Raw genomic sequence first — 10,294 nt, 5'->3', positions numbered from 1 at the left:
GGTTCTCGGTATCGGCGCTAAACCGGCATTTGGCGTCCTTGCCCTCGACGCCGTAACCCGCCGAGATGGAGTCGCCGATGACTAAAAAGCTGCGGGTTTTCGGCTGCGGCGGCAGAAAAGATCCGTCGGTCCGGATATCCTTGAGAACAGTCGCGCCGAATGACGCTTCGGTTCGGCGGACAAGACGCACGGCGTGCCGGGCGGCCACCGTATCCGATACGACTCTGTAGGTGTGTTCGCCCTTCTTCAAGTCAAGGCGGGATACAGCACCGTCAACATCAACGACCATGCTGTTGCGGCCTGTGTCGTCAAGCACTACGTCGAGCCATGCCCCTTGGAATTCAACCTCGATGGCAGTTCCCGGCCATTCAAATGTGGCTTGGGTTCCGGTCGCCAAAAAGCGACCAACCAGCCGGGCGCTGTGCAACTCCGATTCCCCGGCAAGCGCACAGCGATCAGTGAGCCCATTTAACCCAGCTGCCGCCAACACTGCTATCAGGAATGGCCGAAGACCGGCTACTTTCATCTAGAGTCAGCCTGTGAGAATGGCGAGTGCTACAAGAGCAGTAAACACCTTTTCTCGCAGATGCGAAAGAACTTTTCGCACATGCGAGATGCAGGGCGCGTGCGAAAAATCCGTCCTAAGGCGGTCGTCGCAAGCGGAAGCGCCCCGCCTGATGCCGGCGCCTTTTTAGACACTGGTCCTTTTCAGTCCCCGTCAGTTGGACTTTCGCAAGCACCCCGCTGGAGCGCTACCAAAGCGCTCCGCCGGTGATCTGGATGTTTTCCATGGTGATGCCCTTGGCGAGATCCGAGCACAGGAAGACGGCCAGTGCGGCGATCTCCTGCGGCTGCAGCAGGCGCTGCTGCGGGTTGCCCCTGGCGATCTCGGCCATCGCTTCCTCTGGCGTGCGCCCCTTGCCTTCGCGCTCCACGACCTGCGCCACATTGCGGCGCATCAGTTCGGTCTCGACCCAGGTCGGGCTGATCATAACGCAGGTGACGCCATGCGCCGCCCCTTCCAGCGCCACGCAGCGAGTGAGACCCAGCAGGCCGGCCTTGGACGCGCAGTAGGCCGGGTTGTCCTTCCACCCGACCAAGGCGGCCGTCGAGCCAATGTTGACGATGCGGCCCCAGCCGCGCTCGATCATACCCGGCAGCACGGCACGCGTGACGCGGAAGGCGCCGGTCAGGTTGGTGTCGACGATCTTGTCCCAAAGCGCGTCGGAATGGCCGCAGACCGGCTGCTCGGCGGTGGTGCCGGCGGCGTTGACCAGAATGTCGGCGGGGCCGATGGCCGTCTCGGCATCAGCCGCGAAACGGTTGGTGACGTCGCTGTCGCGAACGTCAAGGTGTGCGGCGTGAATTTTCGTTCCATGGGCGGCAAGGGCCGAGCGCACGCGCTCGATCTCGTCGGCGGCCGGATAGTAGGCGGCATCGGATCTGTCGGCGCCGGCAGGCGCGATGTAGGAGCCGACGGCGACATTGGCCCCAGCCTCGGCCAAAGCCGTGGCAATGGCGAAGCCCATGCCCGAGAAACCGCCGGTCACGATGGCGCTACGGCCGGAAAGGTTGTTCATGGCGCACGGTCTCCGCTTCGTTTGGGTAGGCAATCAGTCCTGACCGGATTTGGCAATCACAGCGGCGCAGCCTCCATCGACGAGCGTTCAGGACACCTGAAGCGGTCTGCCCAGCCATTCGCGATAAAAGCCTTCGAGGTCAGGTTCGAAATCATGCACGATGGGATAACCGGGTGCCGCCGCCTCGACCTCATGCAGCGTCCCGCACTCCGGGCAGATGAACTCCCGGATTTCCATCCATTCGGGATCAGGGAGATCGCTGTTGGGATAGATCTCGCGCAAAGCCTCCTCGGTGTTGCGCACGTTAATCACGGCGTTGAGCTTCCAGTTCTTCCGATAGTCGCCGAAGGAGTGGCCGCATTCGCAGCGGGTAATGCGCTCATCGCCACTCTGGCAGATGAACAGATGGTCCGAGACCGGCAGCAGGATCGGGTCCTTCCAGGCGACACGATCCTGATAGACGGCAACCATCTTGAAGAAACGGTCGTCATCCTTGTAGGCACTCATGATGCGCCTTGTCTGCGGCCAGGGCAGCTTGCCGGCGGCCAGATCGCCCAGAACTTCCTTGCTGTATGAGGTCATGGCTTGGCTCCCGGCGTGAAGATCGATTTGGCGTCGACGTTCCAGAAATCGCTGAATTCCTTGGTGAAGCGCGACGACAGCTTGATCGCGCTGGCGTACATTTTCTTCACTTCGGGCGCGAAGTCGGCCTTTCCGACGCGGCCACGCTCCTTGGCGATCCAATCCGTCACCGGGATCGCCTTAGCCAGGCGCTCTTTGCGCATGGCGGCGCGGCGTTCGACCGTGGCGTCGATATCGGCGACGGGATAACCGTCTTCATCGTCCTTCAGCACAATTCCGAAAACCTGGTCCGCCGCTTCACGGGTGAGAAAGCCGTTCTCGACATCCCATGCCGTCTTGATCGGATCGCGCTCCAGCACGTCGCCATAGCCGCCGCCGCCATTGTAGGAATGGCTGAAGATGTCGCCGGATTTGTGCGGCGAGGTGATGTAGGGGCCTTCGACCACGACATGGTCGCCGCCGATGTTCTTCTCGTAGTCGGAGACGTCAGGGTCGATGCCGGGCGAATGCGCCAGCGGTTCGCCTTTTGCCGCCAGTTCGTGAATGTCTGAGTTGCGCACCGCGCGATGCTTCTGGCAGGTCGGCGCCGGATAACCACCGCACATGCCGCCATTGTCGAACACGCGCGAGGAGTGCTCGGAGGTGTGGAGCCGCAGATGTGAGGTCTTGTTGATCAGCCAGGTCGAGACGAAGGAACAGCCACCGCGATATTTACCGGCGCCGCCGGAATTCGGCACGATCGAACGGCCGATATAGACCATCGGCATCGACTGTTCCCAGACCTCGATGTTGCCCATGTCGGATTCCGGGTTCCAGCCGACATAGGCGGTGTCGAGACCGTCCTTGATGGCGAGCGCACCGGACCCGGCGGCAGCGCACTCGAAATGCGCCATGCCGAACGGCGTGCCGTATTGGCTTTCGCCGCCCATCTCGATCATCGGGCTGTTGACCTGGCCGACAAAGGCCTCCTCGACGAAGCCGCGCGCGACAAAACTGCGCGACAAAAGCCGCTGGAAAACGCCGTAGGCCGGCAGCAGCAGCGCCCAAGAGGTGGCGGTGGCCACCATCTCGTTGTCGGGGTTGGTCCAGGTGCCGTGCGGCAGTTTCAGTTCGGTCGCCATCCAGGCACCGTCATTGACCAGGCCTTCGAAATTCATGTGCTGGGTCAGCGTCACGAACATGCCGCCATCCATGCCGGCCGGCGTGCAGTTCATCGAATGGTAACCCCAGGGCTGCGTGCCCTCGAAGTCCATGGTGATCTTGCCGTCTGACGTGATCTCCATCTCGATCGGGATGTTGTAGAGCCAGTCGGGATCGCCGAGCAGCTGGAAGCCGGGCTTTCCCGCCGTGACATGGCCGTAGAACGTGTGGCCACGATAGATGCCGGGCACGGTGAGCTGGCGGGTGCGGGCGAGCTGGGCGCGGCGACCTTCCTCGATGAATTCCTTCGACACCTTCATCCAGTAGTCCAGGCCGATCTCCGAGATGAGCTGCTTGACGCTTTCGCGCATGTCGATGCAGGAGGCGACCTTGGCCTTCTCGTCGAGCACCCAGTAGATCGGCATGCGCAGATTGCGCTCGCAGCGTATGACGTAATCGCGCCGGATCTCGTCATTCTCGCCGATCTTCTCGGCGCAGACGAACAGGCCTTCGGTGAAGCGCTCCTGCGCCATGCAGACATCGCCGCCCGGCGTGATGCCGCCGGCTTCCAGTTCGTGGCAGACGGCACCGGCCCAGCCGACCAGCGTGCCTTCATGGAAGATCGGCACCACATCCATGACATCAGGCACCTGCACGGTGCCGATGAAGGCGTCGTTGTTGGCGAAGATATCGCCTTCACGGATCTTCGGGTTTTCCTCGTAATTGTTCTTGATCATCCATTTGATGAAGCGGCTCATCGTATGGACATGCACCATGATGCCGTTGGAGAGCGCGATGGCGTCGCCTTCGGGCGTATAGATGGCGACCACCATCTCGCCGACTTCGCGCACGCCGGGCGAGGCCGAGATGCGGCGGGCCATTTCGCGAGCCGAGACGCAATAGGCGCGCAGCTTGGTGTGCAGCGTCTCGAACTTCAGCGGATCCTGGTTGCGCAGCATGAGTTCCGTGATGCCGTCATAGCAGCCGGTCTCTTCCATCAGCCGCTCGGAATCGAGCAGTCTTTCGCGAAGGCGCAGGGTCGAGGCAGGTTTGTCCAACATGGCGATGCCCTCTCAAGCGTGGGTGTAGTGCAGCAGCGTCCATTCATCGACATGGACGCGGTCCTGCGGATGAACGACGAGCGTGGTGGCGGGGTGTTCGATGATGGCCGGGCCGATCACTTCGTGACCGGGCTGCAGCAGGTCCATCTCATAGAGATTGGCCTTGTGCCAGCGTCCGCCGATATAGGCCTCGCGCACGCCCTTGTGCGCGGAAGCCGGATCCGACTTGCCAAGCGGACGCTTGAGCAGCACCGGTTTGACCTTGTCGGCGGTGGCGATCAGCCCGAGTTCGGTGATGGTGAAGCCGGCCTCGCCGTAGCGCGACACGCGATGATTGACCTTGGCGTAGACCGCCTCGAACTCGTCGATAACCCTGCGCATGTCGTCGGCCGAGTTGACCTCAGCCAGCGGCGCCATGACTTCGACATCCTCGAGCTGGCCGGTGTAGCGCATCATCAGGAACGGCACGGTCCTGATCTTCTCGCGCGCATGGCCGTCGGCGATCATCTCGTCGACCGCGGCCTTGGTCAGGTCGTTCCAGACCGTGGTGACCTTGACGCCGAAGGCGGCCAGCGTCGCCTCATCGGCGCGTGACGGGATGTCGTGCTGCGTCGACACCGAATGCCGGCGCATGAAATCAGCCGTGGTGCAGCCGAAGGCGGAGAAGGCGGCCGCAAACTGGAAGGTGATGATGTCCTTGAAGCCGATGCCCCTGGAACAGCCGGCCAGGTGCAGCGGGCCAGAGCCGCCATAGGACAGCAGCGTGAACTCGGAGGGATGGATGCCCTGGCCCGAAATGACGCGGCGCAGCGCGTTGTTGGCGTCGGCCTCCAGCATGTCGATCATGCCTTCGGCGGCTTCCTCCAGACCGACGCCCAGGATGTCGGAGCATTTCTCCTGGAAGGCGCGGCGGGCCTTTTCGACCTGCAGCACGACCTTGCCGCCGAGGAAATAGTGCGGGTTGAGCCGGCCGAGAATTGCATCGCAATCGGCAATGGTCGGTTCGGTGCCGCCCCTGGCGAAGCAAATCGGACCTGGATCGGAGCCGGCGCTTTCCGGTCCAAGCGAGACTTTCTTGGTCAGCGGATCGACCTTGAGGATCATGCCGGCGCCGGCACCGATCGTATCGAGGTGCAGCGTCGGCACGTTGAGCTTGAAGCGATCCATCAGCGGCTCGTTCTCGATCCGCGTCTGGCCGCGCGTGATAACGCCCATGTCGAAGGAGGTGCCGCCCATGTCCGAGCAGATCAGCGAATCATTGCCGATCAGCTTGCCTACATAGGCAGCACCGAGGATGCCGCCGATCGGGCCGGAGATCATGGTTTCATGCAGGCGCGGATGGTTGATCGAGGTCAGGCCGCCGAAGGAGAGCAGCGTCTGCACGCCATATTTGAAGCCGTATTTCTTCGAGACGTCCTCGATACCCCTAAGCTGCTTGCGGCCGCGCGAGGTCGCGTAGGCCTCGATCAGGACCGAGTTCAGCCGCGACTGCTCGCGGATGACCGGGCGGACCTCGTGGCTGGTGTAGACGATGATGTCGGCGCCGGCCTTGTCGACCTCTTCGCGGCAGATTTCCGCGATGCGCTTCTCGTGCACCGGATTGACGTGCGAGAAGATGGTCATGATGCAGATCGCTTCGACCTTGTCGGCGATCAGTTTTTTGGCGGCTGCAGAAACCTCGTGCTCATAGAGCGGCAGCACGACGTCGCCGAACTGGTCGATGCGCTCGGTGACCCCATGGGTGCGGCGGCGCGGCACCAGCGGATCGGGATGATGGTGGGTGACCGCATGCAGCCGGTCGGCATAGGAATAGTCGGCCCAGGCCTGCAGACCGCGGCCCATCAGGATCATGTCCTCGAGGCCCTTGGTGGTAATCAGGCCGAGCCGGCGGCCGGTGCGCGACAACAGCGTGTTCAGCATGCCGGTGCCGGAATAGAGCACGACGTTGACGCCTGAAAACAATGATTCCAGCGAGATGCCCCAGGCATCCGCCGCGTCCTCGGCCGAGGCCAGGAAACCCTCGGCTTCGTTCTTCGGCGTGGTCGCCGACTTGCCGATCTTGAAGTGGCCGTCCTGATCGACAAGGATCGTGTCGGTCATGGTGCCGCCGGCGTCGATGCCGATGACGATTGGGTTGCCGACAATGGGGGCGGTGAGATTGGGTTGGGTCACGGTCGCCTCGGGATCTGGTCTAGGTTGACGCTAGGCTAGATTCATTCGATGGCCTCGCGCCATATGCCTAAAGACACAATGACGGTTGGGCTGACATCGCCGAGAAAAGGGCATGCGCATGGGCAATATCTGGGCGCCGCTCGCCAAAGCGATCGCCGCCATCGGCACGGACAGGCATGTCGACTGCCTGATCGACCTGATCGGCGCCGACATCGACCACGACCTCGTCACGGTGACGCGCTATTCGGCGACGCAGACACCCGAATTCATCAAGCACCGGCGCTTCTCGGATGAGATGGTCCGGCGCTATCTCCACAATTACTACGTGTTCGACCCGTTCTATGCCTCGTGGCGGCGCGAGCGCAGGTTGGGCATCATGCCGCTGAAACGGCTCGCCGACGACGAGGCCAAGCGCGGCCAGTACATTGCCGGCTTCCTGGCGCAGTCGGAGATCTGCGACGAGGTCGGCATCATGCTGGCGGATGGCGGCGACTGGTGCCTCGGCATCTTCCTCGACCGTTCGACCACCTCATTCAAGGACAGCGAGATCACCCTGCTGGACGAGCGGTTGCCTGTATTCGAGGCGCTGCATGCGCTCGACATCAAGGCGCACGGAACCAAGTTCTCCCGCACGTCGGCGCCGACAGGCCCCGGCGCCTCGCCCCGGCAGGAGCCGACGATCCCGGCCAGTCTGTGGCCGGAGCTGTCGCTGCGCGAGCGGGAATTGGTTCAGCTAATCCTCGCCGGCCACCCGACAGCCAACATCGCCGAGCGCCTCGGCATCACCGTGGGCACGGTCAAGAACCATCGCCGGCGCATCTACGAGAAGCTCGACATCACCACGGAGCGGGAATTGTTTTTGCAGTTTTTTCAGCACCGAGCGGAGCGGTAGGCGAGTTTCAGGCAGCAATCCGGTTCAACGGGCTCTTCCCGTTGCAAATTACAACTCCTCCTCCCAATTGGTCCCGCCGTAAAACACACGCAATATCACCACCTGTTCTGGTTCCACGATGAACGCAATGGTGACGCGGCGCTCAAATCCGGTGACGCGAAGCCCTGGCAGCAGATCGTCCCGACGAGAGCCGCGCTCGGAGCCGTAGTCGAGGCGTTCGCAGAATGCCCTGATCCGTTGGTCGTAGCCGTCAGCTGTGACTGCGCTGCTAGCCTCCGCGACGGTCTCGTAAATCCAGTCGAGATCGTCGCCGGCCTTGGGTGTATAGATGACAGCCCGTTGCTTCACGCATCCCTCTGCAAGCGCGCCTCGTGACGTTTGCGCGACCGCTCGGCCATCTCCTCCGTGGAAATGCCCTTAGGATCTGCCTTCCATCTGTCGTAGGTCGGCACGACTTCCTCGCGGAGCCAACGTTCTACGGCCGCGTCGCGCTCTTGCAGGGCGCGAAGCCCGGCGCGGATCACTTCGCTGCTGGTCGCGTAGGTTCCCGATTTCACGAGATGATCAATGAAAGCAGCCTGCTCTGCTGGGAGGCTGAAGGTGCGTTTTTCGGTAGCGGCCATGATTTCTCCTATAACGTCGGTGTGATTATATCATACCGACGCGAGGCTGCACCTGAAATCTGCCGCCGTCATACGGCGACGGCTGCCGACATGCTGGATGTTGCTCTCGCCGCAATCCGCCATCCTCTTTCAAGATTGGAATGGCCAAAGCGCGCCTCAAAATTCCTCTTGCGGAATGGCGGCGTCCCAGCTTAGTCTCGGCTCTGTCAGAAAATGAAATTTAATTCCATTATGTGGCGCCGGCCAGCCAGAGCGCCATACCCAGGGAAAAGTGACCGGCCCAATCGACTGAGAAAATATTTGATATATCATCTACCAGAACGGAACTAGCTGACATGGTCCAGCAGACATCGATCCAGCCATCGGCGCCCTGGTTGCGGCTAGACGTCGATGATTCGGACTGGGACGATGCCGAGGTTTCGAGCCTGGTGCGCTGGTATCACCAGATGCTGCTCATCCGCCGTTTCGAGGAAAAAGTGCTCGACCTCGCCAATGCCGGGCTGGTGCATGGTCCGGCACACGCCAGCATCGGCCAGGAGGCGACGGCGGTCGGCGCCATGTCCGTGCTCGGTACGGGCGACCGCATCAACGGCACCCACCGCGCCCATCACCAGGTCTTGGCCAAGCTTGTCAACGCGCAGACGCCCGGCGGATTCGACCCGTTGCATGACGCTTTCAACCCGGACATGCAGGGCTCGGTACGCGGCCTGATGGCCGAGATCATGGGCCTCAAGTCAGGTTATTGCGGCGGCCGTGGCGGCTCGATGCATATGCGCGACGATGCTTCCGGCATACCGGGCACCAGCGCCATTATCGGTGGCAACCTGCCGCATGCGGCCGGCTATGCGCTGGCCGACAAGCTGCTCGACACCGGCAACATCTCGGTCGCCTTCTTCGGCGACGGCACGATGATGGCGGGGCCGGCCTATGAGGCGATGAACATCGCCGCGCTCTACCGGCTGCCGGTGATCTTTTTCGCCGAAAACAATCTCTATGCCGTCTCCACGCACATCAACGAGCAGACGCGCGAGACGCGGCTGGCCTCGCGCGGACCTATGCTCGGCTTTCGTGGCATCGAATGCGACGGCATGGATGTGGTGGCGGTCCACCATGCCATGCGCGAGGCGCGCCGGACGATCGAGGAAGACGGTGGCCCGGTGCTGGTCGAGGCGCTCTGCTACCGCTTCCTGCACCAGAGCGGCGCCCGCCCGGGCAGCGAATTCGGCTACCGCACGCGCGCCGAGGAAGACGTCTGGAAAGCGCGCGATCCACTGGTCACGATGGCCGCTCGTCTGAAGACGATGGGCATTTTGAACACTTCCGACCTCGGCACACTCGACCAGCGCGTCATGGAGGTGGTCAACAGTGCTGCCGATTCGCTCACCGAAATGAGCGGCAACGCGCTGCGCATTCCCGACCATCTGTGGCCAGACCCAGGCGGCGTCGACAACCAGATACGCGGTGATCTTTCCGAACTGAAGGGCGAGCGCTTCCTCGAGATCGAGGACGTGCCGCCTGCCGACACCAGGCCGGTCAAGTTCATGGTTGCCGCGTCCGAGGTCATCGCGCGCGCCATGGAGCAGGACCCGCGCATCATCATCATGGGCGAGGATGTGCACCGGCTGCGCGGCGGCGTTTCGGGCGCCACAAAGGGTGCGCTGGAACGCTGGCCGGAGCGTGTACTGGCAATGCCCATCGCCGAGAACGGTTTTGTCGGCGTGGCGCTGGGTGCAGCGCTTTGCGGCCTGCGACCGGTCGTCGAGATCATGTTCGGCGACTTCTGCCTGGTGGCCGCCGACCAGCTGTTCAACGCAGTCAGCAAGGTGCGCCACATGTTCGGCGGCGGCTTTCCGGTGCCGATCGTGGTCAGGGTGCGCGTCTCGCCGCACACCGGCTACGGCTCGCAGCATTCGGGCGATCCGTCCGGGCTTTTCGCCCTGTTTCCCGGCTGGCGCATCGTCGCCCCGACGACGCCCTTCGACTATATCGGCTTGATGAATTCAGCACTGAAATGCGACGATCCGGTGGTCGTCATCGAGCACGTCGAACTGTTCCCGAGCGAGGGTCCTGTTCCAACCGACGACCGTGACTATTGCGTGCGGCTCGGCAAGGCGAAGATCGTCAGGCCGGGCAGCGCCTGCACACTGCTCGCCAGCGCCAGCATGGTTGCTGTCGCCAGAGAGGTGGTCGAGGAGACCGGCGTCGATGCCGAGATCATCGACCTGCGCAGCCTCGACCCGACCG

The 10,294-nt window shown here is 62.6% G+C and carries 9 protein-coding genes; 2 read left to right on the top strand and 7 right to left on the bottom strand.

Features of this window, described 5'->3' with window-relative positions; translation table 11 throughout:
* The 5 genes from EN914_RS11150 to EN914_RS11130 form a co-directional block, all read right to left on the bottom strand.
* A partial coding sequence (locus tag EN914_RS11150) for a hypothetical protein (protein ID WP_206527195.1) occupies window positions 1–526 on the bottom strand: 526 nt, incomplete at its 3' end.
* A 226-nt stretch (window positions 527–752) separates the two neighbouring features.
* Window positions 753–1,580, bottom strand: coding sequence for an SDR family NAD(P)-dependent oxidoreductase (locus EN914_RS11145; RefSeq protein WP_024501844.1), 828 nt, complete (start codon window positions 1,578–1,580; stop codon window positions 753–755).
* An 87-nt stretch (window positions 1,581–1,667) separates the two neighbouring features.
* Window positions 1,668–2,162, bottom strand: a complete 495-nt coding sequence (locus EN914_RS11140) for an acetone carboxylase subunit gamma (RefSeq protein WP_024501845.1) — start codon at window positions 2,160–2,162, stop codon at window positions 1,668–1,670.
* Window positions 2,159–4,363: a hydantoinase B/oxoprolinase family protein gene (locus EN914_RS11135; RefSeq protein ID WP_024501846.1), complete on the bottom strand. Its 2,205-nt coding sequence runs from the start codon at window positions 4,361–4,363 to the stop codon at window positions 2,159–2,161. The genes EN914_RS11140 and EN914_RS11135 overlap by 4 nt, the downstream gene beginning before the upstream one ends.
* 12 nt (window positions 4,364–4,375) lie before the next feature.
* Window positions 4,376–6,535 (bottom strand): hydantoinase/oxoprolinase family protein, encoded by a 2,160-nt coding sequence (locus EN914_RS11130; RefSeq protein WP_024501847.1) that lies wholly within the window; start codon window positions 6,533–6,535, stop codon window positions 4,376–4,378.
* A gap of 112 nt (window positions 6,536–6,647) precedes the next feature.
* Between EN914_RS11130 and EN914_RS11125 the strand changes: the two genes are divergently transcribed.
* A complete protein-coding gene (locus EN914_RS11125) occupies window positions 6,648–7,427 on the top strand; it encodes a LuxR C-terminal-related transcriptional regulator (protein WP_024501848.1) in 780 nt (259 codons plus the stop codon).
* Between the two features lie 48 nt (window positions 7,428–7,475).
* Here the strand turns inward: EN914_RS11125 and EN914_RS11120 are convergent, their stop codons facing one another.
* Together EN914_RS11120 and EN914_RS11115 are read right to left on the bottom strand one after the other, a co-directional pair.
* Window positions 7,476–7,775 (bottom strand): type II toxin-antitoxin system RelE/ParE family toxin, encoded by a 300-nt coding sequence (locus EN914_RS11120; protein ID WP_024501849.1) that lies wholly within the window; start codon window positions 7,773–7,775, stop codon window positions 7,476–7,478.
* Window positions 7,772–8,050 carry a type II toxin-antitoxin system ParD family antitoxin gene (locus EN914_RS11115; protein WP_024501850.1) on the bottom strand — a complete coding sequence of 93 codons (279 nt, stop codon included), beginning with the start codon at window positions 8,048–8,050 and terminating at the stop codon, window positions 7,772–7,774. The genes EN914_RS11120 and EN914_RS11115 overlap by 4 nt, the downstream gene beginning before the upstream one ends.
* 335 nt (window positions 8,051–8,385) lie before the next feature.
* On the opposite strand from EN914_RS11115, the gene EN914_RS11110 reads away from it, so the two are divergent.
* Window positions 8,386–10,294, top strand: a 1,909-nt coding sequence (locus EN914_RS11110; protein WP_127389078.1) for an alpha-ketoacid dehydrogenase subunit alpha/beta, incomplete at its 3' end; no start/stop codon positions are given.

Source organism: Mesorhizobium sp. M7A.F.Ca.CA.001.08.2.1 (assembly GCF_003998455.1).
Lineage (GTDB): Bacteria > Pseudomonadota > Alphaproteobacteria > Rhizobiales > Rhizobiaceae > Mesorhizobium > Mesorhizobium ciceri.
Note: the sequence above shows the minus strand (reverse complement) of the source record. Positions and strands in the feature narration are given on the sequence as shown.